The organism is Nocardia higoensis (genome assembly GCF_015477835.1).
In the GTDB taxonomy this organism is placed as follows: Bacteria; Actinomycetota; Actinomycetes; order Mycobacteriales; family Mycobacteriaceae; genus Nocardia; species Nocardia higoensis_A.
Map to the genome: position 1 here is coordinate 22,329 of NZ_JADLQN010000004.1, position 25,246 is coordinate 47,574.

Below are 25,246 nucleotides of genomic sequence, written 5' to 3' on the forward strand. Positions count from 1 at the left end.
CGCGAGCCCTCGCCGGAGGTGTGATAGGTCACGGTCGGACACCGGCGGCGCTGGTCGCGAAACCAACCGATAGAGGCATTCGGCCCGGAACCTGAGAATTGCTTATGGAAGGAGACTACCGGCCGGTAGAAGCGCTAAACTTGGCCACGAGGCGGAGTCTTCGGTGTCCCTCATCCACCGAAGACTCCGCCCTCTTCCTGTCCGCACCCGCCCCGGTCCTCCCGGCGCGAGAGGGCCGGGCAATCGCCCGACGGGCCCCCGATAGGATCACGGGGTGACCAGCGCAGCCCCTGACAACTCGCATGATCGTGCCGCCGCCCTCCCCAAGAGCTGGGACCCCAGCGTCGTGGAGGCCGAGATGTACGAGCGCTGGGTAGGCGCGGGCTATTTCACCGCCGACCCGGGCTCGGACAAGCCGGCGTACTCGATCGTGCTGCCGCCGCCGAACGTCACCGGCACCCTGCACATGGGCCACGCCCTCGACCACACGCTGATGGACACCCTCGCCCGCCGCAAGCGGATGCAGGGTTACGAGGTGCTGTGGCTGCCGGGTATGGACCACGCGGGGATCGCCACCCAGAACGTGGTGGAGAAGCAGCTCGCCGCCGACGGCAAGACCAAAGAGGACTTCGGCCGCGAGCTGTTCGTGCAGAAGGTCTGGGACTGGAAGCACGAATCCGGTGGCTCCATCCAATGGCAGATGCGCGCTCTCGGCGACAGCGTCGACTGGAGCCGCGACCGCTTCACCATGGACGAGGGCCTCTCGCGCGCCGTCCAGACCATCTTCAAGCGCCTCTACGACGACGGCCTGATCTACCGCGCCGAGCGCCTGGTGAACTGGTCGCCGGAACTGCGCACGGCCATCTCCGACATCGAGGTCAAGCACGATGACGTGGAGGGCGAGCTCGTCTCGCTGCGCTACGGCTCGCTGAACGACGACGAACCGCACGTCGTGGTGGCCACCACCCGGGTGGAGACCATGCTCGGCGACACCGCCGTGGCGGTGCACCCCGAGGACCCGCGCTATCAGAAGCTGATCGGCACCACCCTCGAGCACCCGATCACCGGACGGCGGATCCCGATCGTGGCCGACGACTACGTCGATCCCGAATTCGGTTCCGGCGCAGTGAAGATCACGCCCGCGCACGACCCCAACGACTTCGAGATCGGCTTGCGTCACCAGCTGCCGATGCCGACGATCATGGACGAGCGTGGCCGGATCGCGGGCACCGGAACCGAATTCGACGGCATGGACCGTTTCGAGGCCCGGGTCAAGGTGCGCGAGCGGCTGGCCGAGGAAGGCCGTGTGGTCGCCGAGAAGCGTCCCTACATCCACAGCGTCGGGCATTCCGAGCGGTCCGGCGAGGCGATCGAGCCCCGCCTGTCGATGCAGTGGTGGGTCAAGGTCGAGGCATTGGCCAAGGCCGCCGGTGACGCGGTGCGCAACGGCCAGGTCGCCATCCACCCGCCGAGCCTGGAACCGCGCTGGTTCGAGTGGGTCGACAACATGCACGACTGGACCATCTCGCGTCAGCTGTGGTGGGGCCACCGGATCCCGATCTGGTACGGCCCCGAGGGCGAGGTGGTGTGCGTCGGCCCCGACGAGACCGCGCCCGAGGGCTGGGTCCAGGACCCCGACGTGCTCGACACCTGGTTCTCCTCCGGCCTGTGGCCGTTCTCCACGATGGGCTGGCCCGAGGCCACCGAGGAGCTGGCGAAGTTCTATCCGACCAGCGTGCTGGTGACCGGTTACGACATCCTGTTCTTCTGGGTCGCCCGGATGATGATGTTCGGCATGTACGTCTCCGAGGACACCGCGCTCACCGCGGGCAAGGCCCCCGGGGTCGTGCAGGTGCCCTTCCAGGATGTGTTCCTGCACGGCCTGATCCGTGACCAGCACGGCAAGAAGATGTCGAAGTCGCGCGGCAACGGCATCGATCCGCTGGACTGGATCCGCGCCTACGGCGCCGACGCGCTGCGCTTCACCCTGGCCAGGGGCGCCCAGCCGGGCGGCGACCTCTCGGTCGGCGAGTCGCACGCGCTCGCCTCGCGCAGCTTCGTCACCAAGCTGTTCAACGCCACCAAGTTCGCGTTGCTCAACGGTGCCGCACCGGGGCTGCTGCCCGCGCGCGCGGAACTCACCGATGCCGACCGCTGGATCCTGGACCGGCTCGACGAGGTGCTCGCCGAGGTCGACACCGCCTTCGACGCCTACGAGTTCGGCAAGGCCTGCGAGGCGCTCTACCACTTCGCGTGGGACGAACTGTGCGACTGGTACCTGGAGTTGGCGAAGGTGCAGTTCGCCGAGGACGGTGCGCACGCCTCCTCCCATACAGCGACGGCCACCCGCACGGTGCTCGGCAATGTCCTCGACGCGGTGCTGCGAATGCTGCATCCGGTGATCCCGTTCGTCACCGAATCGCTGTGGCAGGCGTTGACCGGCGGTGAGTCGGTGGTGGTGTCGGCGTGGCCGCGGCGCGGCGCCGAGAGCGCCGACCCGGTCGCCGCGCGCCGGATCGCCGACGCGCAGCGCCTGATCACCGAGATCCGCCGGTTCCGCAGCGATCAGGGGTTGGCGGACAAGCAGAAGGTCGCCGCCACCGTGATCGGCCTGGCCGAGGCCGACCTGCTCGCGCTGGCCCCCGCCGTCGCCAACCTCGCCCGGCTCACCGAACCCGGCCCCGACTTCTCGGCCACCGCCGAGGTGGAGGTGCGCCTGAGCGGCGCGACCGTCACCGTGCAGGTCGATACCTCGGGCACGGTCGACCTCGAGGCCGAACGCAAGCGTCTCGAGAAGGATCTGGCCGCCGCGCAGAAGGAACTCGCGACCACCGAGGCCAAACTCGGCAACGAGGCGTTCCTGGCGAAGGCGCCCGAGGCGGTCGTGGACAAGATCAAGGGGCGCCGCACGGTCGCCGCCGCCGAGGTCGAGCGGATCGGTGCCAGGCTCACCGAGCTGGGTGCCAAGTGACCGAGGACGACACGGGCGCGAACCCGGAACCGGAGCCGCAGTACCGCGACGAGTCCGGGGGTGCCGCCCGCCTCGGCACGGGTCCCTCACCGGTCGATCTCGCCGAGATGGCGCTGGTCGAGGCCGAACTCGACCGGCGCTGGCCGGAGACCAAGATCGAGCCCTCGCTGACCCGGATCTCCACGCTGATGGATCTGCTCGGTTCGCCGCAGCAGTCCTATCCGGCCATCCACGTCGCGGGCACCAACGGCAAGACCTCGGTCACCAGGATGATCGACGCCTTGCTCACCGCGCTGCACCGGCGCACCGGCCGGATCACCAGCCCACACCTGCAGTTGGCCACCGAGCGGATCAGCATCGACAACGCGCCGATCACTCCGGCGAAGTACGTCGAGACCTATCGCGAGATCCAGCCGTACGTCGAGATGATCGATCAGCAGTCCGCCGCGGCGGGCGGGCCGGCGATGAGCAAGTTCGAAGTGCTCACCGGCATGGCGTTCGCGGCCTTCGCCGAGGCGCCGGTCGACGTCGCGGTGGTGGAGACCGGGATGGGCGGCACCTGGGACGCGACCAATGTCGTCGACGGCCAGGTCGCGGTCATCACGCCGATCGGTGTGGACCACACCGACTACCTCGGCCCCGACCTCACCTCCATCGCGGGGGAGAAGGCGGGCATCATCAAGCGCGCCGAGCAGAGCCTCGTTCCGCACGACACCGTCGCGGTGATCGCCCGGCAGGAACCCGAGGCCATGGACGTGCTGCTGCGCCGCGCCGTCGAGGTGGACGCGGCCGTCGCGCGCGAGGGCTCGGAGTTCACGGTGCTCGCCAGGCGGATCGCGGTCGGCGGTCAGCAGTTGACGCTGCAGGGGCTCGGCGGTGTCTACGACGAGATCTTCCTGCCGCTGCACGGTGAGCACCAGGCCCGCAACGCATCGCTGGCCCTGGCCGCGGTGGAGGCGTTCTTCGGAGCGGGCGCGCAACGCCAACTCGACCTGGACGCCGTGCGCGCGGGCTTCGCCTCGGTCGCCAGCCCCGGACGGATGGAACGGATGCGCAGCGCGCCGACCATCTTCATCGACGCCGCGCACAATCCGGCCGGGGCGCGGGCGCTGGCCGAGACGATCGGCACCGAGTTCGACTTCCGTAAACTGGTCGGGGTGATCGCGGTGCTCGGCGACAAGGACGCCGCGGGCATCCTGCAGGCGCTGGAACCGGTGTTCGACGAGATCGTGGTGACCAGCAACGGCTCACCGCGGGCGCTGGATCCCGACACGCTGGCCGATCTGGCGGTCCAGCGCTTCGGTGACGAGCGGGTGGTCGTCGCGCCGACTCTGTCGGACGCGCTGGAGACCGCCATCGCCCTCGCCGAGGACGTCGCGGACAGCGGTGAGATGGTCTCCGGAGCGGGAGTGGTGGTCACTGGTTCGGTGGTCACCGCAGGCGCCGCCCGCGCCTTGTTCGGAAAGGAGCCGGCATGAGCTCGGCAGAGAACCGGTCCGATCAGCCCGACCGCCCCGCGGACGCGCCCGCGCCGCCGGACCCGTGGAAGGGCCTGCGCGGCGTCATGGCGGGCACTCTGGTCCTGGAATCCATCGTGGTGCTGCTCGCGCTGCCGATCGTCGCCGATCTCGGTGGCGGGATCACCTGGGTGTCGGGCACCTACCTGGTCGGCGTAGCGCTGGCGATGATCCTCGGCGCCGGTCTGCAGGGCCGTTCCTGGGCGCTGGCCTACAACCTCGGCCTGCAGGTGCTCGTGCTGATCGGCGGTCTGTTCCACCTGTCGATCCTGGTCATCGGCGTACTGTTCCTGCTGGTGTGGGCATTCGTGCTGATCTTGCGCGGCGAGGTCAAGCGGCGGATGGACCAGGGGTTGCTGCCCAGTCAGCGGCTCGGCGGGACGGGCCGTTAGGCTGTGCGCCGTGACTGAGCAGACGTTGGTACTCATCAAGCCGGACGGCGTGTCGCGCGGCCTGGTAGGCGAGGTGCTGGCCCGGGCCGAGCGCAAAGGCCTGAAGATCGCCGCCCTCGAACTGAAGCACGTGTCCGAGGAAGTGGCTCGCGAGCACTACGACGAGCATGCCGACAAGCCGTTCTTCGGTTCCCTGATCGAGTTCATCACCTCCGGCCCGGTCGTCGCGGCCGTGCTCGAGGGCCCGCGCGCCATCGCGGCCTTCCGTCAGCTCGCCGGCGGCACCGACCCGGTGGAGAAAGCCACCCCGGGCACCATCCGGGGCGACTTCGGCCTGGAGACCCAGTACAACCTGGTGCACGGCTCCGACTCGCCCGAGTCGGCCAAGCGCGAGATCGGTCTCTGGTTCCCCTCGTTCCCGATCTGAGCACACCGTCGTAGGTACTCGTGGCGGCGGTAATCCCGCCGCCACGAGCGTTTTCCCGGCCGCGGGACCAGGCGGCAACCTCCGGGCATTCGTTCGTCTGTGCGCCGATGGCAGGCTACGAGCGCGGTGTATGGGATACTGGCAGTGGTCGTCGTCGATACCGACGGTTCGCGCAGGTACGCGAGCAGTGGGTGACGACGGCGACCGGATGACACCACGGTTCGATGCCGATCATCGCTGCCAAGGACGTTCACGCCCGATAGCTCGAGGGCGCGGGAGTCCGCGTCGGCACGCTGGATGAGCGCTTGTTCCGTGGAGTTCAGCCAACAGCCAGGCGCCGCGTGACCAGTTGCCCGAACGACGAAGAACCAGGTGACAACCGGGCACGCGGGGCGAGACCATCAGACCTCGCGTCGACGACGCGAGGTGTACGGACAGTGCCCCCGCGTCGGCCGCGTCACAGTCGTGGACTGGAACGCGCCCGGGGGTCCGAGGAGACTTCGTGGCCGATCAAGAGCCGCTGGACACAACATCACAGGATGCCGATCAATTGCCGGAGCGAATCCGAGTTCACGCACTTGCCAAACGGCTGGGAGTGACCAGCAAACGCATCCTCGCCAAGCTCAGCGAGCTGGGCGCCGAGGCACGCAGCGTGCAGTCCAATGTGGACCGCGCGGTCGCCGAATCCGTGCGTGACGCGCTGGTCGCCGGTGACGCCGAAGCCGAGGCGGTCGCACCGGCGGCGGGCGAGGCCGGGAGCGGTACCGCCGCCGCCGTGCCGCAGGCGCCGCAACCGGCAGCGCCCCCGCAACCGGGTCTGCTGTTCTCCGCCACCGAACCGGCGCAACGCACCGACGCCCCGGAGGAGCCCCGTTCCGGCGGCGCGCAGCTGTTCACCCACGCGCCCGCGCCGCAGCCGGCGGCCGAGCCGGTGGCCTTCCAGCCGCCCGCCGAAGTGGCCGCGCCGCTGTTCTTGCCGCCGGACGCCACTGCCGCCGAGCAGTTGCGCAAGAAGCGCCGCGCCGAGCGCGACAGCCGTCGTGCCGAGCGGGAGGCCGCCGAACCCGTCGCCGAGACCGAGCCGGTCACCGCCGCACCCGAGACCGAGGACACCGAGCAGGACCAGCACGGCGACACCGATCAGCACGGTGACGCCGACGGCCAGCCGCGCAGGCGCCGTCGCGGTCGTCGCGGCCGTGGCCGCGGCCGCGGTGAGCAGGCCAACGAGGGCGATCAGAACGACGAGCACGACGGTGACGAGCAGGACCGCGAGGGCCAGGACACCGAAGGCGAAGAGTCCGGCACCGAACTCACGGCGGAGTCCGACCAGGCGAGCGCCGATGCCGATCACGAGGCCGAGCCCGACGAATCCGGCGACGAAGGCGACACCGCCGAGGCTTCGGAGGACGTCGACGATACGTCCGAGGGTTCCACGCGTCGCAGGCGTCGTCGCAGGCGCCGCAAGGTCGGCGGCGACGGCGAGGCCGAGCCCGCCGACGACGATCCGCCGAACACCGTCGTGCACGAGCGCGAACCCCGCAACAAGTCGCGTGGCCGCGCGAGCATCGACGAGGTGCAGGGCATCACCGGCTCGACCCGGCTGGAAGCCAAGCGTCAGCGTCGCCGCGACGGGCGCGAAGCCGGACGGCGGCGTCCGCCGATCCTGACCGAGTCGGAGTTCCTGGCCCGGCGGGAAGCCGTCGACCGGGTCATGGTCGTGCGGGAGAAGAACTTCCCCGACCACCCGAACATCACCCAGGTCGCGGTGCTCGAGGACAACATCCTCGTCGAGCATTTCGTCACCGATACCGGCGCGCCCTCGATGGTGGGCAATGTCTACCTCGGCAAGGTGCAGAATGTGCTGCCGAGCATGGAAGCGGCCTTCGTCGACATCGGTCGCGGCCGCAACGGCGTGCTCTACGCCGGTGAGGTGAACTGGGAAGCCGCCGGCCTCGGCGGCAAGGAACGCAAGATCGAGCAGGCGCTCAAGCCGGGCGATCAGGTGCTGGTCCAGGTGTCCAAGGACCCGGTGGGGCACAAGGGTGCCCGCCTGACCACCCAGATCAGCCTTGCGGGCCGCTTCCTGGTGTACGTGCCCGGCGGCACCTCCACCGGTATCAGCCGCAAGCTGCCCGACACCGAGCGCAAGCGGCTCAAGGAGATCCTGCGCGAGATCGTCCCCGCCGACGCGGGCGTCATCATCCGCACCGCCTCCGAGGGCGTCAGCGAAGCCGAACTGGCGCGTGACGTCGAGCGGCTGCAGAGCACCTGGCGTGCCATCGAGGAACAGTCCACGAAGGACGGCGGCGGCCCGAAGACCCTCTACGAGGAGCCCGATCTCCTGGTGAAGGTCATCCGTGACCTGTTCAACGAGGATTTCTCCCAGTTGGTGATCGAAGGCGACCGTGCCTGGACGACGGTGGAGAACTACATCCGCACCGTCGCCCCCGACCTGCTGGCACGGGTGTCGCGGCATGAGAACGACGGTCCCGGCGGCAACGGGGTCGACGTCTTCCAGGCGTATCGCATCGACGAGCAGTTGGCCAAGGCGCTGGATCGCAAGGTGTGGCTGCCCTCCGGCGGCACCCTGGTGATCGATCGCACCGAAGCCATGACCGTCATCGACGTCAACACCGGCAAGTTCACCGGCTCCGGCGGCAGCAATCTGGAGGAGACCGTCACCAGGAACAACCTGGAGGCGGCCGAGGAGATCGTGCGCCAGATGCGGTTGCGCGATATCGGCGGCATGATCGTCGTCGACTTCATCGACATGGTGCTCGAGTCCAACCGGGATCTGGTGTTGCGCAGGCTCACCGAGGCGTTGGGGCGCGACCGCACCCGCCACCAGGTCTCCGAGGTGACCTCGCTCGGCCTGGTCCAGATGACCCGGAAGAAGCTGGGCACCGGACTCGTGGAGGCGTTCTCCACGACGTGCGAGCACTGCCACGGCCGCGGCCTCATCGTGCACGACTACCCGGTGGAACTGTCGCAGGCCGAGGACGCCGCCGTCCGCAGGGAGAGCGGGACCCGTCGCCGACGTGGCCGCGACAAGGGCGTCGCGCCCGCTGTCGCCGTCGCCGCGACCAACGGCATCGCCCCGCATCCCGCCGAGCCCGTGGAGGACGCCGCGGTCAAGCGCGCACATCCGGTCGCGTTGGCGATGGCTGCGCATCAGTCGGGCGAGCCCGGCGAGGCGGCTTCCGAGCCCGCCGACGTGGTGGTGTCGGCCGAGGCCGGTGCGGCGCCGGAGACCGCGTCCCCCGAGGACGGAGCCGAGCAGGCGCAGCGGCCGAGCCGGTCGCGGCGGAGGTCGCGGCGTGGCGAGGCGGCTCGTGCCGCGGCTGCCGAGGCCGAGGCCGCGAGCGCTGCCGAGCAGGCGGAAGGTGAAGCGGTGGCGGCCACGGCAGCTGTCGAGACCGACGCCGGTGCGGTGCAGACCGTGCCTGCCGTCGTGGCGGCTGGGTTGTCGGCCGAGGCGGAGCAGGTCGAGGCGGAACAGGTCGAGGTCTTGGAGACTCCGGCCGACGGTCTCGCCGAGGCGGACATCGCCGCCGAACCGACCGGCGAGGGCGGCCTCGCCGCGGAGCCGGTCGCCGAGCCCGCTGCCGAACCGGCGATCGCTGCAGAACCGGTGACAGTTGCCGAGCCCGAGCCGGGCGCCACCCCGGCCACGGCGGCCGAGACCGTGACCGAACCGGCACCGCAGCCCCGTCGCCGTCGGGTCGCCCGCACCAAGGGCGCGCTCTCGACCGACAGCGGCCCCGCCGTGTTCGTGGTCTCCGGCAGCGAGGCGCCCGCGGCCGTGGTGCTCGACGACGGTCCCGAGCCGGTGGTGCAGCCCCGTGAACGGCCGCGTCGCCGTGCGGTGGGTCGTCCTGCCGGTCCGCCGGTGGACGCGCCGAACTGAGTCCGTCAGCTGGCGGCGGGCCCGCGGGCGCGCCGCCACTGGCCCGACGCCGGGGTGGCCGCGGGGTTGCCGGGGCCGCGAATTGGGTAGTCGGGAGCCCTTCTGATAGCCTTGACCGGTCGCTGCCTGGCGATGCGCATGATGCCGACGCGCCCGAAGTGCTCTCCGATATCGGTCCAGACAGACAGTCCGGACAGACATCGGAGAAGACACGAGCGGTCGGCGGAGCAAGCGCCCCGTGCAGCAACCAGCCAAGACAAGTCGTGTCGCAACCTGCGGCGCGATGAAGCACGATTAAGACATACATCGAGTGGAGGAAGCCGACCGATGGCAACGTACGCGATCGTCAAGACCGGCGGAAAGCAGTACAAGGTCGCGGTCGGTGACCTGGTGAAGGTCGAAAAGATCGAGGGCGCGCCCGGCGCCGCCGTCGAGCTCTCGCCCGTCCTCGTGGTGGACGGCGCCGAACTGACCACCGACGCGGCCGCTCTGGCCGGCCGTTCGGTGACCGCGGAGCTGGTCGAGCAGACCAAGGGCCCCAAGATCCGCATTCACAAGTTCAAGAACAAGACCGGCTACCACAAGCGCCAGGGTCACCGTCAGCCGCTGACGGTCCTGAAGGTCACCGGCATCAAGTAAGACACCCCGAGGAGACAGAGCTATGGCACACAAGAAGGGCGCGTCCAGCTCCCGGAACGGACGCGATTCCAACGCCCAGCGACTCGGCGTCAAGCGCTTCGGCGGTCAGACCGTCAAGGCCGGCGAGATCCTGGTCCGTCAGCGCGGCACCCACTTCCACCCCGGCGTGAACGTCGGCCGTGGCGGCGACGACACCCTGTTCGCGCTGTCGGCGGGCGCGGTGGAGTTCGGCACGAAGCGTGGCCGCAAGACCGTGAACATCGTTGTTCCGGAGCCGGTTCAGGCCTGACCGCCGAGCCGATCCGGACTCGAGCCGAGCGGGTCAGGGTGCCAACCCTGACCCGCTTTTCGCGTTCCCGACCGGGTTCGCACACGTCGTCGTGCCACAACAGGGTGCGAGCGACGCCACGTTCGTCGACCAGCCCAGAAGGAGGATGATTCGACCATGTCGAAATTCATCGACCGTGTCGTGCTGCATGTGCGCGCAGGCAAGGGCGGTCACGGCTGCGCGTCGGTGCACCGCGAGAAATTCAAGCCGCTCGGCGGTCCGGACGGCGGCAACGGCGGCAACGGCGGTGATGTCGTCCTCGAAGTCGATCCGAATGTGCACACGCTGCTCGACTTCCACTTCCATCCGCACGCCAAGGCGGGCAACGGCAAGCCGGGCGAGGGCGGCAACCGGGACGGCAAGATGGGCGCCGACCTGGTACTGAAGGTGCCCGACGGCACCGTCGTCCTCGACCGCGACGGCGAGATCCTGATCGACCTGGTCGGACCGGGCAACCGGTTCGTCGCCGCGCGCGGCGGTCGCGGCGGGCTCGGCAACGCGGCGCTGTCGTCCAAGGCGCGCAAGGCCCCCGGCTTCGCGCTGCTCGGTGAGGAGGGCGAGGAACACGAACTCGTCCTGGAACTGAAGTCCGTCGCCGATGTCGGCTTGGTCGGCTTCCCGTCGGCGGGCAAATCCTCGTTGGTGTCGGTACTCTCAGCCGCCAAGCCGAAGATCGCCGACTACCCCTTCACCACCCTCGTGCCGAACCTCGGCGTGGTCGCCAGCGGCGACACCACCTTCACCGTCGCCGATGTCCCCGGCCTGATCCCGGGCGCCAGCGAGGGCCGCGGCTTGGGCCTGGATTTCCTGCGCCACCTCGAACGCTGCGCGGTGCTCGCCCATGTGGTGGACTGCGCGACCCTGGAACCCGGGCGCGACCCGATCTCCGACGTGGACGCCCTCGAGGCGGAACTCGCCGCCTACAAGCCCGCGCTGTCGGCCGACGCCGGCCTGGGCGACCTGGCCGATCGGCCGCGGGTGGTGATCCTCAACAAGACCGATGTGCCCGACGCCGCCGAACTCGCCGAGATGGTGACCCCGGAGTTCACCGCGCGCGGCTGGCCGGTCTTCCAGATCTCGGCCGTCTCGCGAGCCGGTCTGCGACCGTTGACCTTCGCGCTGGCCGATCTGGTCCGCGAATACCGGGAAGCGCACCCGAAGGCAGCGCCCAAGCGCCCGGTCATCCGCCCGATCGCGGCCGACGAGTCCGGCTTCAGCGTGTACGCCGATCCGTCCGAGCCCGGTGGTTTCATCGTCCGCGGCGCGCGCCCGGAGCGTTGGGTCCGCCAGACCGCCTTCGACAACGACGAGGCCGTCGGCTATCTCGCCGACCGGCTGGCTCGCCTGGGCGTCGAGGAGGAACTGGTGCGCCAAGGCGCCGAACCGGGCGCCCCGGTGACCATCGGCGATGTCTGCTTCGAATGGGAGCCGCAGATCACCGCCGGTGTCGACATGGTGCGTACCGGTCGCGGCACCGACGCCAGGCTCGAACAGTCCGAGCGGATCGGCGCCGCCGAGCGCAAGCACGCGTCCCGGGTCCGCCGTGGTCTGGTGGACGAGGACGAGGATCAGCAGTGACCGAGCTGCCCGGGCGCGGCTCGGTGAGAGACGGGGAACGGCAGTGAGGCCCGCCCGCGCTCACCGCGCCGATCGGGTGTCGGTCCGCGCGGGCGTGCGGTAGGAGTGTTGTTGTGACGCAGGTGAATTCACTCGGTGCGCAGGCGCAGGAGCTGAGCGAGGCCCGGCAGGCCATCGCCACGGCGCGCAGTGTGGTGGTAAAGATCGGTTCGTCGGCGTTGACCAGCTTGAAGGGCGGGCTCGACACCGTCCGGCTGGACCGGCTCGCCGACGCGGTGGAGGCACGGATGCGCGCCGGTTCCGACGTGGTCGTGGTGTCTTCCGGCGCGATCGGCGCGGGCCTGGCCCCGCTCGGGTTGCGTCGGCGCCCGCGAGATCTGGCCACCAAACAGGCCGCCGCCAGCGTCGGCCAGCTCGCTCTGGCACATGCCTGGGGCACCTCCTTCACCCGCTATGGCCGCACCGTCGGGCAGGTCCTGCTCAGCGCCGACGACTTCGCCCGGCGTGAGCACCATCGCAATGCCCAGCGCACATTGGACCGGCTGCGCTCTCTCGCCGCGGTCGCGGTGGTCAACGAGAACGACACCGTCGCCACCGAAGAGATCCGCTTCGGGGACAACGACCGGCTCGCCGCACTCGTGGCCCATCTGGTCGGCGCCGACGCGCTCGTGCTGCTCTCCGATGTCGAAGGTCTATACGACGGCGATCCCCGTAAAGGCGCGGCCTCGTTCATCCCGGAAGTCCGCAGCAGCGCCGACCTCGACGGCGTGATCGCGGGCAGCGGCGGCGTGCTCGGCACCGGCGGCATGGCCTCCAAGCTCTCCGCCGCGCGGCTGGCCGCCGACGCGGGCGTGCCGGTCCTGCTGGCCGCCGCGGAACAGGCGGATGTCGCGCTGTCGGAGGGGACCGTCGGCACCGCGTTCGCCGCCCGCGCCACGCGCCTGTCCGCCCGCAAATTCTGGGTCCGCCACGCCGCTGACAGCCGCGGCGCGCTGGTCCTCGACGACGGCGCCGTCCACGCCGTCGCGGTCGGCCGCCGTTCCCTGCTCGCCGCGGGGATCATCGGCGTGCGCGGCCGCTTCTACGGCGGCGACGTCGTCGACCTGGTCGCCGCCGATCATCGCCTGGTCGCCCGCGGCGTCGTCGAATACGACAGCACCGAACTGTCGACCATGCTCGGTCGATCCACCACCGAACTCCCCGACACCATGCAGCGCCCGGTCATCCACGCCGACGACCTGGTCAAGGTCTAGCGGTCCCGCATCGTTCTTCCGGTTCTGTTGTGCTGGCTCGGCAACGACCTGCGGGCCTACGGCCGACAGCATCTCGTCTTCACCCGACGGGCTCGGGAGAGTCGAGCGCGGCAGAACCAACAGACGCAGGCGAGCACCTCGCCGTTGTTGCACGAACCGCACGGGGTGTCGAAACCACAGCCCGTCAACTCGTGGAGGCGGGGCCTGGTGTGACGTGCTGCGTGGCGGGAAGGTTTAGCATGCGGATGTAGACGCCGAGCAGGGCCGCGGCGTCGAGCATGGCGAGGCTGTGGGCAGTGAGTTTCGCCTGCCAGCGGACCAAGGAATCGGTCAGGGTGTCGGCGCTGCCCGCGGTGCGGAGGTGGTCGACGACGGCGGCGATGTGGGCGGGCGGATAGCCACCGCGCCGGAGCAGGTGGGCGAGGCGAGCATCGCGGATGTCGGCGGGGCGGTAGACGCGGTAGCCGGTATGGGGGTCGCGGGTGGGGCCGAGAACGCCGGCTCGTTCCCAGGCGCGCAGGGTAGCCGGTGACAGCCGGAGCAGGCGGGCCAGTTCGCCGATGCTTCTGGTGCCGGTGACCTTCTCCGGATCCGGTGACTCGGTCGCGAGATGGTCTGTCGCGCTGCGGACCTGGTCGAGCGTCTCCCGGTCCCGGACCAGCTGGACGTGGCCGCGGTCGACGGTGTGGAGCGCGGTGTCGAGGTCGCCGCGATGCAGCGCCCGCATGATCTCGCCCGCTGTCGCGTATCCGAAAGCGGCGATCAGGGCGAGGTAGGCGCGTAGCGCGGCCGCGTGCCGTTCGGTGTAGATCCGGTAACCGGAGGCCGTGCGCTCGGCCGCGGGGAGGAACCCGTCGCTTTCGTAGTTGCGCACGGCTTGCGTCGACAGTCCGTGCTCGCGCGCCAGATCGGTAGGACGCAGGCTTCTCACGTGTTCGAGGGTAGTACGGGACGCTCCTGGAGAAATTCGGCGAAAGTCTCAACTGGGCTTTCAGAGATACGATCGAGACACATGAGTAGAGATATTCGTGAGTTCCTGACGCCTTCCTGCACCGTGCTCGCGGTGGGCGAGCCCACCCACCTCGAGCCCTCGATCACCTGGCTCCGCAACGAACTGTTCGCCGGACTGGCCGAGCACGGGTTCGCCTCCATCGCCCTGGAAACCGATCGGGTGGCCGCGCGCGTGGTCGACGACTACGTCCGTCGCGGCGTGGGCGATCTCGACACGGTCATGCGTAAGGGCTTCTCCCACGGCTTCGGAGCCTTTCCCGCCAACCGGCAACTGGTGACCTGGATGCGCGACCACAACGCGACGCTGCCCCCGCAGCGCCGCCTCGCTTTCCACGGCTTCGACGCACCGCTCGAGACCATGAGCGCACCCAGCCCGCGCCGCTACCTCGAATTCGCCCGCGACTACCTGGACTACGGTGTCGACCTCGCCGGCCTGCTCGGCGAGGACGAACAGTGGAGCCGCACCGAAGCGGTGCTCGACCCGGCAGCATCCCCCGGCCTGACGGCCGAAGCCCGGCAGCTCCGCACCATCGCCGACGACATGTCCCTCGAGTTCTCGATCCGCACACCGGCTCTGATCGCGGCGACTTCTCGCGACGAATGGCACACGGCACGCATGCATCTCATGGCAGCTGTCCACCTGCTGCGCTATCACGCGAAATGCGCCCAACGCATCGACGAACGTGACCGGCTGACCAGGATGTGCGCCACCAGGGACGCGTGCATGGCCGAGAACCTGGCCGACATCCGGTCCGTCGAGTCCGCGCGCGGGGCCACCCTGGTCTTCGCCCACAACCTGCACCTGCAACGCAATCCGGGGTCGATGCGCATGGGCGAGGTCACGGTGGAATGGTTCAGCGCGGGCGCGATCTTCGACGCCGCGCACCCGGACGAATACCGTTTCGTCGCAGGCAGTCTCGGCCGCAGTGCGACGATCGAACTCGGCGAGCCCGCCCCCGGCACGATCGAGAGCGTGTTGCAGGCCCGGACGTCCGGGTGGGGTCTGTCCGCGCCCGATACCCTTCCGGCGGGCCGGGTTCGCACCGACACCGACCCGATGCAGGGCTATTTCCCGCTCGATCGGGACACTCTCGACGGAGCCGACGCGGTGCTGCACGTCGTCGACGGGGTGGCGGTCACCGAATCGGTTCGGGCAGGTTGAGCCCGCCGCCTCCTGGTCACGACCTGGTCGGGATCACGCCGGGCTGATCCATACCCGATTCGTGTGCCGCTCCTTGTGCTCCGTCGGGAATCGGGCCGGTCACGCCGGGCTGGCCACCGGGATCGGGGAGCTGCCCCGACTCGCCGACATGGGGCTCCGGAGCGGGCGGCGGGGGAGCGGGCTGCGGCGCGGGTTCCGGCGCAGGCTCGGTATGCGTGGGTGGAGCCTGCGATTCCGGCGCGGGGCTCGGGTCGGGTTCCTGCGGCGCTTCCGGAGTCGGAGGGGCTGAGGGTGCTGGTTCGGGAACGGGTTCCGGGCTCGGTGCCGGTTCGGCGCTCGGGCCCAGATCGGTCGGCGGGTCCTGTGGAGTCGGCTCGGACTCCGGCCCCGGCGTCGCACCTCCGTCCGGAGCGGAGTCCCCGCTCGGCGGAGCGGAATCCGACGGCGGCTCTGGTGATTCCGGGGCGTCACCGGCGCCGGGCGGAGCATCGGCGGCCGGTGCGGGCGCCGACTTCTGCGGCGGCGTGGCATCCTGCCCGCCGGGAACCCGCAGCAGACCCGGCGGCTCGGGCAGCGCCGGGACGCCGGTGCCCGCCGCGGAGTAGGCGGGCTTGTAGATCATGTTCATCGCGAGCACGGCTTCTTGGCGCAGTGCCTCCTGCATCATCTGCGCGTCGATGACCTTGGCGGCCTCCAGCAGACGGGCGATCGCGCCGATCGGACCCGAATCACCGGGCGGCACAACGGCGAGCTTCACCGCTTCGGCGGCCGCGGCGACCGCGCCCAGGCGGGCGCCGACCTGCCCCATCACCGAGGTCAGTTCCTCTACCGAATCGGCGAAACTGCGGGTGCTGGCGTAGGCGGCGTCAGCGGCGGCGCCCTCCCACTCCATCGAGTTCATCATCCGGTCGGCGGCGGCCCTCGTCAGCGGCATCGCGCCGGCGACGGTGGCGGCCGCCTCCAGCCACACCCCCGACGCGCGCAGGATCTCACCGGCGTCGATCTGCTGGGTCTTGGCATAGATCTCTTCGTGCGACATCGACTCGAAGTGCTCCATCGAGCTGATGTAGGTCGGATCGGTGCCGGTCATCGGGGCAGCCTCGTCTCGATCGCGCGCAGCGCCGCGGCGTTGGCGGCATCGGCTTCCTCGTAGAGCCCGGCACTGATGAGAAACGCTTCTTTCATGCGGTACGACGCCTCGATGTAGTGGTCGAGCAGTGTCGCGGCATCGCGTGCTTTGTGCCCGAAACCGGCCTGCAGCTGCTTGGCCGAATCGAATCCGCCGAAACCTTGTGCCTGGGTGACCGATTCGATCCGATCGCGCAGATGCAGCAGCCGATCGGCCTGCTGCTCGTACATCTCGGCGCAGCGGCGGGCGGCTTCGGGATCGAATCGCACCTCACCCCTGCCGGCCTGTTCCTTGAACCGCGCGATATCGGCTCGGCTCGACTCCAGCGTCATGCGCACCCCCAGCGATCGGTCGGTCCGACCGGAACGCCCACCGGTCGTGTCCGATTCAGCCTAACCGCTCCGGCCGACACCGTCGCCCGTGTCGCGCTCACCCGGCTCGGGACGGCACCCATTTCTGCAGCTGTCCCGCCACTTGCTCGACCGAGGCGGGCACGACGCGCACGGCCTCGTCTGCTTTCAGCAGATACCGGCCGTCACCCTCGACATCCATCCAGGTGTAGTGCACCGGCGGTGGCGGCTGCGGCCGATCCAGTCGCGGCTCGATCCGGATGTGCCCGGAAGAAACATGTCTCGACAGCAACAGCCTGCGGATCCGCGCCACCTCGGGCGCGGGGCGCACCGCCTCGGTGTCGTAGATCGCCCCCGTCGACGCGGCCCGCGCGGGCTCGCGGCCGGCGGGCGCCTTCGGCAGCACACTCGCGATGCCCGCTCCCAGCTTCGCGGCGTGACCGATCGAAATCCGTACCGCGCCCGCCTGACCGACCCGCGTCGAACGGCCCTGCACCGCGAGCACCGCCCTATCGAACACCACGCACGCCAGCAGCCGCAGCTCGGCCCGTGGGTCGGAGCCCTGGCCGACCGCCAGGAACCGGGTATGCGGATCGGCCATGATGCGCAGGCAGGCCGTCAGATCCGGGTCGGCACCCGGTGGGAACTTCTGTGCCAGCGCGGCACGCATCACCTCCGCGGCGTGCTCGGTGCGTGGCGATTCGAGGATGCGCAGCGGATACGGCGGCCGGTCGATGTCGGTCTCCCGCCAGACATGGGCGAACTCGTCCGGCGTGAAAATCCAATGCACCGGGCCGATTATGCCGCCTTCGCTTCCGCGGGCTCCGGCCCCCCGGATCGTGTCGTGTGCCGACCCCACCCTGAACGGTGGATTCTGCGCACCGGTCTCGCGCGTCGCGGCGCTCGTGAGATCGTCCCGCCGCGGCATCTGCCCGGCACACCCCGGCCGGCCGAGGTCGACCGAGTCGCGGCCCGCGCCGACCGGCGCGAAAGCTCGGCGGTACACGACGAAAACCGGGTGATCGGGCGGCGAAGCGGGCGGATACGACGCCCCTCCCGCGCCGGAGCGGCTAATCCTCGTTCGGTGCGGGATCGGGCTCGATGCGGTCACGGTCGGCCCATTCGAGCAGTTCGTCGATGAGGAACACCGCGTCGTCGATACCGGCGTGCAGATCGCCGAGTTCGGCGTACCGGGCGGGCACGGTCCGCATGGTGAAGTCGCGGGGGTCGATCTCGGGAATCTCCGACCAGCGGACGGGGGTGGAGACCGTCGCCCGAGGGACGCCGCGCACCGAGTAGGCGGCGGCGATGGTGTGGTCGCGGGCGTTCTGGTTGTAGTCGACGAACAGCAGCCGCGGGTCGCGGTCGCGTCGCCACCACGTGGTCGTCACGTCCCGCGGCGCGCGCCTTTCCACTTCGCGGGCGAAAGCCATGGCCGCGCGGCGTAGTTCGGTGAACGTCCATTCCGGCGCGATGCGCACGTAGACGTGCAGGCCGCGGCCGCCGGAGGTCTTCGGCCAGCCGGTCGCGCCGAGTTCGCCGAGCACCTCTTCCACGACTCCCGCCACCCGCTGCACCCGTGACCACGGGCAGTCGGGCATGGGATCGAGGTCGATGCGCCATTCGTCGGGACGCTCGGTGTCGGCGGCCCGCGAATTCCACGGATGGAACTCCACGGTGCTCATCTGGACCGCCCACACGACCTCCGCGAGCTCCCGGACGCACAATTCGTCGGCATGGCGGCCGTAGCGCGGGAACGACACCCGCACCGTGTGCACCCAATCCGGCGCCCCCGCGGGCAGTCGCTTCTGGTGGACCTTGTCTCCGGCCAGACCCTTCGGGAAACGGTGCAGCATGCACGGCCGCTCCCGCAGTGCGTTGACGATGCCGTCACCGACGCCGAGGTAGTACTGCACCAGATCGAGCTTGGTCGCCCCGATCTCCGGGAAGTAGACCCGGTCCGGATTCGAGATACGCACGCGATGGGCGCCGACGTCGAGTTCCACCGCCGGGGCCGCCGACTTACCGGCCATCTCTGCGACCCTAGCGCCTCCACGCGGTCAGGGCGTGTGATCGGCACGCCGCCGTTCGCCTCCCGCACGCGGCTCGCCATACCGGCGAGTCCCCCACCAGGACATCCTTCCGCGAAGACCGGTTTCGCCGGGTGGCCGGGACTGGTATGCATAGGGACATGAGCAAGGCTGCACGTGTCTCGGTGACCCTGGATCCTCAGGTCGCCGCGTGGGCGCAGGCGGCCGCCGAACGGCAGGACCGCAGCCTGTCCGACGTCGTCAACGCCGCGTTGCGCACTGCTCTCGTCCAGGACAGTCTGTCCGAGCTGTCGGTCGACGAGGAAGCCGAGCAGGCCGCCGCGCGCGTCGAGGTCGACATCGCCGAGCAGGCGGCGGTCGATGCCAGGCGCCGTTCCCGCGGGGCCGCGTGAAGCGCGGCGAGATCTGGACCTACACCCCGGCGCTCAGTGACGGCACACCGCTGCCGCGTCGCAGCACCGTGGTGCTGGTTTCGGATCCGGCGGTCATCATCTCGCCGTATCGCTGGGTGCACGTCGTCCCCGTGGTCGACAACGATCCCGGACATGTGCTCGGCGTCTACACCGACCACGGCTGGGTCGACGCGCTGGAACTGCACCGCGCCTACCGTCCGTGGTTGAGCACTCACGTCGGCAGGCTCACCCCGGAGGAGACCGAAGCGCTCGATGCGAGCCTGAGAGCCACCCTCAGCCTCTAGCGGACGGTCGCAGCCCAGCTCAGGTGACGCTCGCCAGGGCGAACGGCAGTACCGCCTCGGCCCCCGCCCGGCGCAGTGCGTGCGCGGCGACGGTGAAGGTCCAGCCGGTGTCGGTCCGGGCGTCCACGAGCAGGATCGGGCCCTCGACACCGGACAGGTCGGGAACCTCCCACGAGTCGTACAGCCCGGCGACACGGTGGGCGGAGTTCGCCGCCGAGACCGGCGGCCGACCCGGCCGCAGGGGCATGGTGCCCAGCGGTCGCAGTCTGCCGACCTCGGCGAGACGGGCGGCCAGGCTGTCGACGAGCAGCGGGTGCCGCTCGGAGGGCAGGGCGAGCACCGACGCCGGACGCGTTGCCCAGTCCCATTCACGGAGTACGGCGACGCAGGCGTCGAACACGGTGTCGGGCACCGGCCCGTCCGGCCCGTCCAACAGGGCACGCAGCCGTTGGCCCCAACCCAGATCGGTGAGCCTGCCGACCACCCGCCCGGTCTCCGCGCCCGCCGTGATCTTCCCCGACAGCGGCACGCCGAGTTTCGCCATGCCGGTGGGCCACTGCTTGCGCGGGGTGAGGTCGATGCCGGGCCGGTCGAGCCGAGCGCGGGTGGCGGCGACCGCATCGGCGTCCACGGTGATATCGGGGCGTTGCCCGGTGCAGTTGTCGCAGCGGCCGCAGCCCGGCACCCGGCCGTCCAGGGCGGGCAGGCTCGGATCGTCGAGCTGGCGGCGCAGAAAGTTCATCCGGCAGCCGGTGGTGCGCTGGTAATCCAGCATCGCCTGCTGCTCCGCCTCACGGGCGGCCGCCAGCCGCTCGTAGCGGGGCGCGTCGTATTCCCACGGCTGCCCCGTCGCCAGCCAGCCGCCGCGTACCCGGCGCACGGCGCCGTCCACATCGAGCACCTTCAGCACCATTTCCAGCCGCGACCGGTTCAACTCGACCATCGGCTCCAGCGCGACCGTCGACATGGGCCGGTCGTGATCGAGCGCGTCGAGCACGCTGCGCACGATGTGCTCGCGCGGGAAGGCCACCGAGGCGAAGTAGCTCCAGATCCGGGCGTCCTCGGGGCCGGGCAGCAGGATGACCTCGGCGCGCTCGGTGCCGCGCCCGGCGCGGCCGACCTGCTGGTAGTAGGCGATGGGGGAGGAGGGCGCGCCCACGTGCACCACGAATCCCAGATCCGGCTTGTCGAAACCCATGCCCAGCGCGGAGGTGGCTACCAGCGCCTCGATCTCGTTGCGCAGCAGCGCGTTCTCCAGGACCTCGCGTTCGGCCGGGTCGGTCTGGCCGGTGTAGGCGGCGACGTGGTGACCGTTGGAGTTCAGCACGTCGGCGAGGTCGTGGGCGGCGGCCACGGTGAGGGTGTAGATGATGCCGGAGCCGGGCAGTTGGCGCAGCCTGCCGCTCAGCCATGCCGTGCGCTTCACCGCGTCGTCGAAGGCCACCACCGACAGATGCAGCGACTCCCGGTCCAGGCTGCCGCGCAGTACCAGGGTGTCGGTCCCGATCTGGGTGGCGACGTCGGTGACCACGCGGTCGTTGGCTGTGGCGGTGGTGGCGAGCACGGGGACGTCGGCGCCGAGATCGGCGATGAGGGTGCGGATGCGGCGGTAATCGGGCCGGAAGTCGTGTCCCCAGTCCGAGACGCAGTGCGCCTCGTCGATCACCACGAGCCCGGCGTCGGCGGCCAGCCGGGGCAGCACCTGATCGCGGAAATCGGGATTGTTCAACCGCTCCGGGCTGACCAGCAGCACGTCGATCTCGCCCTGGGCAACCCGCTGGTGGATCTCGTCCCATTCGGTGACATTGCCGGAGTTGATGGTGGCGGCCACCACCCCGGCGCGCTCGGCGGCGGCCACCTGGTTGCGCATCAGTGCCAGTAGCGGCGAGACGATCACCGTCGGACCGCGCCCGGCCCGGCGCAGCAGCTTCGCGGAGATGAAGTACACCGCCGATTTGCCCCATCCGGTGCGCTGCACCACCAGGGCCCGCTGCCTTCGCACGGTCAGCGCTTCGATGGCGGTCCACTGGTCCTCGCGCAGTCGCGCGTGCGGCCCGGCGAGTTCGCGGAGCAGCTCCTCGGCCCGCTCGCGCAGGTCGGGTGCGGTGAGGTCGATCGCAGGACTTCCGCTCGCCGTGGTCACGAACCCCATCGTGCCCCACGCCACCGACAGCGCACAGCCCGGCGGCCGACCGGATGTGGACATCGAGCGATCCACATCCGGCCGGGCAGGTCAGCCCTTCACACAGAGCACTTGGCGCAGGGTCGCCACCACCTCGACGAGATCGCGCTGAGCCTCGATGACCTCGTCGATGTTCTTGTAGGCGGCGGGGATCTCGTCGAGCACTCCGGCGTCCTTGCGCGACTCCACGCCCTCGGTCTGCGCGACCAGGTCGGCCACGCTGAACTGCCGCTTGGCGGCGTTGCGGCTCATCCGCCGTCCCGCGCCGTGCGAGGCGGAATCGAACGAGTCCGGGTTGCCCTTGCCGCGGACCACGTAGGAGCGGGTGCCCATGGAGCCGGGGATGAGCGCCAGATCGCCCTTGCCCGCGCGGACCGCGCCCTTACGGGTCACCAGCATCGGCGTGCCGTCGATCACCTCTTCGGCCACATAGTTGTGGTGGCAGGAGATGGGGACGTCGAAACGCACCTCGCGGGTCGGGAATTCCTCCCGCACGGCCTGGCAGACCAGCGCCAGCATGACCGCCCGATTCCGCGCGGCGTATTCCTGCGCCCAGGTCAGGTCGTGCCGGTAGGCCGCCATTTCGGGGGTGTCCGCCAGGAATACGGCCAGATCGCGATCGACCAGATTCTGGTTGTGCGGCAGCTTGCGCGCCACCTCCATGTGCCGCTCGGCGATTTCCTTGCCGATATTGCGGCTCCCGGAATGCAGCAGAATCCACACCTGATCGTCGGTGTCCAGGCAGACCTCGATGAAATGGTTGCCGCCGCCGAGGGTGCCCATCTGCTTGTGCGCCTTGGACTCACGCGGCGCGACCCGCTCGTCGAGTTCGCCGAACCGCGACCAGAATCGGTCCCACCCGGAGCGGAGAATCGCCGTGGTGGCACCGGACGGACGTCCGGCCAGCGCCTTCACCGGCACCTCGTGCCGGTGCGCGGCGAAGCCGACAGGTACCGCCGCCTCGATGCGCGAGCGCAGCGACCGCAGGTCGTCGGGCAGATCGGCGGCGGTCAGATCGGTGCGGACGCTCTCCATTCCGCAGCCGATGTCCACGCCGACCGCCGCGGGCGCGACCGCATCTCGCATCGCGATGACCGAGCCGACCGTCGCCCCCTTCCCCAGGTGCACATCCGGCATGACCCGAACGCCGTGCACCCATTCCAGTCGGGCGATATTGCGCAGCTGTTGCAGCGCGGCCGCCTCGATATCGCTCTCGTGGGCCCACATCAACGTCCGTGCCCGGGCACCGGACAGCTCGACGGGAAACATGCTTCGATCCTTCCGAATTCGCCGGCGACGCAGTAGCCGCCCGCGAATTCCACGGTAGGCAGCCGTGGGCGAAAAGGCACTCGAATTATCGGCCAAGCAGCGCCGCGATCGCCGCGTGGTCCGGTATGGCGGCGCTCGCACCGAGGGTGGTCGTGGCCAGCGCACCTGCAGCGCATGCCCAGGGCAACGCCCGCCGCGGGCCTCGGCGCCAAGCGACCGCCAGCGCCCCGGTGAACGCGTCGCCCGCGCCGGTGGTGTCCACCACCGGCACCGCCGGCCCGGGCACCGACAGTTCCGAGCCGTCCGGCCCACGGTGGTGCGCGCCGTCGGCACCGAGCGTGGTCACCACGTGCGGAATCCGGTCGAGGACCGCACCCAGGCGCCGCGCCTCGTCACGGTTCACCACCGCGATATCGACATCGGCCCACAGTCCGTCCGGAAGATCCCGCACGGGTGAGGGATTGAGCATGGTGATCGTCGAGTGGGCCCGTGCGTGCCGCAGCGCGGCAGCCACCGTCGGCACCGGCAGTTCCAGTTGGCACAGCAACATGTCCGCGTCCGCCACGACGGCGAGATCGTCCGCGTCGAGTTCGGTCACCGTCGCGTTCGCACCGCCGACCACGATGATGCTGTTCTCGCCGTCGCCCTCGACGACGATGGTCGCGATCCCGCTCGGCCCCTCGACGGTGCGCAGTCGTTCGATGCCCACCCCGGACTCGCCGAGCAGTTCACGCAGCCGCGGCGCGAACACATCGGAGCCGACCGCGCCGAGGAACCGCACCCGCCCGCCGGACCGGCTCGCCGCGACGGCCTGATTGGCGCCTTTGCCGCCGGGCACGGTGGCGAAATCGCGGCCCGCGATCGTCTCGCCCGGCTCGGGCCGTCGTGTGACAGTGGTCACCAGATCCATGTTCACGCTGCCGAGTACCGCGATGACGGGTGCTCGTCGCGCCCGCTCCGCGCCGATGTCCGTGCCCAGAACGTCCATGCCGAGAACCCAACCACGGACCCGCCGCCCCCGCGGACGATCGGGAGGTGGAGCAGCCGGAAACTCGTTCGTCCCGGTGCGTAGGCTGTACCCCATGACGGTGGAGACGACGGCCGAGTTCGATGTGCGCGAAGCAGTGCATGAGGCCGCGCGTGAGGCCAGGGTGGCCGCGCGCGCCCTCGCCCAGTTGACCACCGCGCAGAAGAACGACGCCCTGCACGCCGCGGCCGACCTCCTGCTCGCGTCCGCCGAGAAGGTGCTGGCCGCCAATGCCAGGGACATCGCCGCCGCCGAGGCCGCGGGGACCGAGGCCTCGCTGCTGGACCGGCTGCGGCTGACCGAGGATCGCATCGACGGCATCGCCTCCGGCTTGCGCCAGGTCGCCGGTCTGCCCGATCCGATCGGTGTCGTGGTGCGCGGCTCGACGCTGCCCAACGGGCTGCAGACCCGCCAGGTGCGGGTGCCGCTCGGTGTGGTCGGCATGGTGTACGAGGCGCGCCCCAACGTCACCGTCGACGCCTTCGGTCTTGCCCTCAAGTCCGGCAACGCGGCGTTGCTGCGCGGCTCGTCCTCGGCGGCGGAGTCCAACGCCGCGCTGGTCGAGATCCTGCGGGAAGCGCTGCGGAGCCAGGGCATTCCCGAGGAATCCGTGCACCTGCTGCCCAGCCACGACCGCTCCAGCGTGACCCATCTGATCCAGGCGCGGGGCCTGGTCGACGTGGTGATCCCGCGCGGCGGCGCCGGTCTGATCAACGCGGTCGTCCGGGACGCGACGGTGCCCACCATCGAGACCGGCACCGGAAACTGCCACGTCTACGTGCATTCCGCCGCCGATCTGGACATGGCCGAGCGCATCCTGATCAACGCCAAGACCCGCAGGCCCAGCGTGTGCAACGCGGCCGAAACCGTGCTCATCGACCGTGCTGTCGCCGACACCGCGCTGCCCAGGCTCACCGCCGCTCTCGAGGCCGCGGGCGTCACCATCCACGGTGACCTGCCCGGCCAGGTGCCCGCCACCGACGCCGACTGGGCCGAGGAGTACCTGACCCTCGACATCGCCATGAAGGTCGTCGACGACCTGGACGCCGCCGTCGAGCACATCAACACCTGGGGCACCGGCCACACCGAGGCCATCGTCACCGGTGATCTGGCCGCCGCGGGCGCCTTCACCAGCCGGGTCGACGCCGCCGCCGTCATGGTGAACGCCTCCACCGCCTTCACCGACGGCGAGCAGTTCGGCTTCGGCGCCGAGATCGGCATCTCGACACAGAAACTGCACGCGCGCGGTCCGATGGCGCTGCCGGAGCTGACCTCGACCAAATGGATTGTGTGGGGCGAGGGCCAGATCAGGCCCGCGTGACGCGGTAGAGATTGCACCGAGCGCGATCCGTGCGC

21 protein-coding genes are annotated in these 25,246 nt (G+C 70.2%); 13 read left to right on the plus strand and 8 right to left on the minus strand.

What is annotated here, in order from left to right:
- Positions 1–274 precede the first annotated feature (274 nt).
- From IU449_RS20705 to proB, 9 genes are all read left to right on the plus strand, one after another.
- Entirely contained in the window at positions 275–2,971 is a 2,697-nt protein-coding gene (locus IU449_RS20705) for a valine--tRNA ligase (RefSeq protein WP_195003798.1), read from the plus strand.
- A complete protein-coding gene (gene folC / locus IU449_RS20710) occupies positions 2,968–4,449 on the plus strand; it encodes a bifunctional tetrahydrofolate synthase/dihydrofolate synthase (protein ID WP_416382203.1) in 1,482 nt (493 codons plus the stop codon). Before IU449_RS20705 ends, folC begins: the two co-directional genes overlap by 4 nt.
- Positions 4,446–4,880 carry a DUF4233 domain-containing protein gene (locus IU449_RS20715; protein WP_195003799.1) on the plus strand — a complete coding sequence of 145 codons (435 nt, stop codon included), beginning with the start codon at positions 4,446–4,448 and terminating at the stop codon, positions 4,878–4,880. Before folC ends, IU449_RS20715 begins: the two co-directional genes overlap by 4 nt.
- Positions 4,881–4,890: 10 nt before the next feature.
- The gene (ndk, locus tag IU449_RS20720; RefSeq protein ID WP_195003800.1) at positions 4,891–5,307 is read left to right on the plus strand and encodes a nucleoside-diphosphate kinase; all 417 of its coding nucleotides are present in this window, start codon (positions 4,891–4,893) and stop codon (positions 5,305–5,307) included.
- Positions 5,308–5,809: 502 nt separating this feature from the next.
- Complete coding sequence (locus IU449_RS20725; protein ID WP_195003801.1) at positions 5,810–9,214, plus strand: translation initiation factor IF-2 N-terminal domain-containing protein; 3,405 nt, start codon at positions 5,810–5,812, stop codon at positions 9,212–9,214.
- A 327-nt stretch (positions 9,215–9,541) separates the two neighbouring features.
- Positions 9,542–9,853 carry a 50S ribosomal protein L21 gene (rplU, locus tag IU449_RS20730; protein WP_040795043.1) on the plus strand — a complete coding sequence of 104 codons (312 nt, stop codon included), beginning with the start codon at positions 9,542–9,544 and terminating at the stop codon, positions 9,851–9,853.
- 22 nt (positions 9,854–9,875) lie between these two features.
- Positions 9,876–10,142, plus strand: a complete 267-nt coding sequence (gene rpmA, locus IU449_RS20735) for a 50S ribosomal protein L27 (RefSeq protein WP_040795044.1) — start codon at positions 9,876–9,878, stop codon at positions 10,140–10,142.
- Positions 10,143–10,298: 156 nt separating this feature from the next.
- The gene (obgE, locus tag IU449_RS20740; protein WP_195003802.1) at positions 10,299–11,759 is read left to right on the plus strand and encodes a GTPase ObgE; all 1,461 of its coding nucleotides are present in this window, start codon (positions 10,299–10,301) and stop codon (positions 11,757–11,759) included.
- Between the two features lie 152 nt (positions 11,760–11,911).
- Positions 11,912–13,012 (plus strand): glutamate 5-kinase, encoded by a 1,101-nt coding sequence (proB, locus tag IU449_RS20745; RefSeq protein WP_195004094.1) that lies wholly within the window; start codon positions 11,912–11,914, stop codon positions 13,010–13,012.
- Positions 13,013–13,196: 184 nt separating this feature from the next.
- Here the strand turns inward: proB and IU449_RS20750 are convergent, their stop codons facing one another.
- Positions 13,197–13,943, minus strand: a complete 747-nt coding sequence (locus tag IU449_RS20750; protein ID WP_195003803.1) for a MerR family transcriptional regulator — start codon at positions 13,941–13,943, stop codon at positions 13,197–13,199.
- Positions 13,944–14,024: 81 nt separating this feature from the next.
- Here IU449_RS20750 and IU449_RS20755 point away from each other — a divergent pair, with 81 nt between their 5' ends.
- Positions 14,025–15,185: an erythromycin esterase family protein gene (locus IU449_RS20755; RefSeq protein WP_195003804.1), complete on the plus strand. Its 1,161-nt coding sequence runs from the start codon at positions 14,025–14,027 to the stop codon at positions 15,183–15,185.
- 16 nt (positions 15,186–15,201) lie between these two features.
- Here IU449_RS20755 and IU449_RS20760 read toward each other — a convergent pair whose 3' ends face one another.
- The 4 genes from IU449_RS20760 to ligD all read right to left on the minus strand — a co-directional run bounded on the left by IU449_RS20760 (position 15,202) and on the right by ligD (position 18,697).
- Positions 15,202–16,275, minus strand: coding sequence for a hypothetical protein (locus IU449_RS20760; protein WP_195003805.1), 1,074 nt, complete (start codon positions 16,273–16,275; stop codon positions 15,202–15,204).
- Positions 16,272–16,646 (minus strand): hypothetical protein, encoded by a 375-nt coding sequence (locus tag IU449_RS20765; protein WP_195003806.1) that lies wholly within the window; start codon positions 16,644–16,646, stop codon positions 16,272–16,274. Before IU449_RS20765 ends, IU449_RS20760 begins: the two co-directional genes overlap by 4 nt.
- 97 nt (positions 16,647–16,743) lie before the next feature.
- Complete coding sequence (locus IU449_RS20770; protein ID WP_195003807.1) at positions 16,744–17,454, minus strand: ESX secretion-associated protein EspG; 711 nt, start codon at positions 17,452–17,454, stop codon at positions 16,744–16,746.
- Positions 17,455–17,734: 280 nt separating this feature from the next.
- Positions 17,735–18,697, minus strand: a complete 963-nt coding sequence (gene ligD / locus IU449_RS20775) for a non-homologous end-joining DNA ligase (RefSeq protein ID WP_195003808.1) — start codon at positions 18,695–18,697, stop codon at positions 17,735–17,737.
- A gap of 158 nt (positions 18,698–18,855) precedes the next feature.
- Between ligD and IU449_RS20780 the strand changes: the two genes are divergently transcribed.
- Positions 18,856–19,107 carry a hypothetical protein gene (locus IU449_RS20780; protein ID WP_195003809.1) on the plus strand — a complete coding sequence of 84 codons (252 nt, stop codon included), beginning with the start codon at positions 18,856–18,858 and terminating at the stop codon, positions 19,105–19,107.
- Positions 19,104–19,412 carry a hypothetical protein gene (locus tag IU449_RS20785; RefSeq protein WP_195003810.1) on the plus strand — a complete coding sequence of 103 codons (309 nt, stop codon included), beginning with the start codon at positions 19,104–19,106 and terminating at the stop codon, positions 19,410–19,412. Before IU449_RS20780 ends, IU449_RS20785 begins: the two co-directional genes overlap by 4 nt.
- Positions 19,413–19,431: 19 nt before the next feature.
- Here the strand turns inward: IU449_RS20785 and IU449_RS20790 are convergent, their stop codons facing one another.
- From IU449_RS20790 to IU449_RS20800, 3 genes are all read right to left on the minus strand, one after another.
- A complete protein-coding gene (locus tag IU449_RS20790; protein WP_195004095.1) occupies positions 19,432–21,564 on the minus strand; it encodes a RecQ family ATP-dependent DNA helicase in 2,133 nt (710 codons plus the stop codon).
- Positions 21,565–21,645: 81 nt separating this feature from the next.
- Entirely contained in the window at positions 21,646–22,863 is a 1,218-nt protein-coding gene (locus tag IU449_RS20795) for an RtcB family protein (RefSeq protein ID WP_195003811.1), read from the minus strand.
- 85 nt (positions 22,864–22,948) lie between these two features.
- Complete coding sequence (locus IU449_RS20800) at positions 22,949–23,851, minus strand: ribokinase (protein ID WP_195003812.1); 903 nt, start codon at positions 23,849–23,851, stop codon at positions 22,949–22,951.
- A gap of 94 nt (positions 23,852–23,945) precedes the next feature.
- On the opposite strand from IU449_RS20800, the gene IU449_RS20805 reads away from it, so the two are divergent.
- Entirely contained in the window at positions 23,946–25,211 is a 1,266-nt protein-coding gene (locus IU449_RS20805) for a glutamate-5-semialdehyde dehydrogenase (RefSeq protein ID WP_195003813.1), read from the plus strand.
- Positions 25,212–25,246: the final 35 nt, after the last annotated feature.